Annotated in this window: 1 protein-coding gene; it reads right to left on the bottom strand. The window is 34.9% G+C overall.

Annotation, left to right across the window (positions count from 1 at the left end; translation table 11 throughout):
- Positions 1-435: ankyrin repeat domain-containing protein (locus tag EZH24_RS13455; protein ID WP_170310892.1), on the bottom strand; the 435-nt coding region annotated here is incomplete at both ends.

Genomic DNA, 435 nt, shown 5'->3' with positions numbered 1-435 from the left:
ATATTCCCGCTTATATAGGCATTCTTTAACGCTGTTTCGCCGTAATTACTTTTAAGATTAACATCCGCTCCGTTGTCGATTAAGAATTTTACGACTTCAACAGAATTACTATTCTCGTAAGCATACATTAAAGCGGTTCTACCATCATTGTCAATTTCATTAACTCTTGCTCCAGCGTTTATCAATAATTCTACCGCTTCTTTATTCCCTCTTACAGAGGCTTCCATTAATTTCGTCCTACCGTAATTGTCTTTTAAATTAAAATCAATAAGATTCACATCCGCTCCAGAGTTTATTAATAATTCTACTAATTCTTTGTTCCCGCTTATATAGGCATTCATTAATGCTGTCTCGCCGTCATTGCTTTTAAGATTAACATTCGCTCCGTTATCGATTAAGAATTTCACGACTTCAACAGAATTCCTATTATTCTCG

This window comes from Brachyspira catarrhinii, assembly GCF_005518285.1.
GTDB classification, from domain to species: domain Bacteria; phylum Spirochaetota; class Brachyspiria; order Brachyspirales; family Brachyspiraceae; genus Brachyspira; species Brachyspira catarrhinii.
This window is presented reverse-complemented; position numbering and strand designations above follow the sequence as displayed.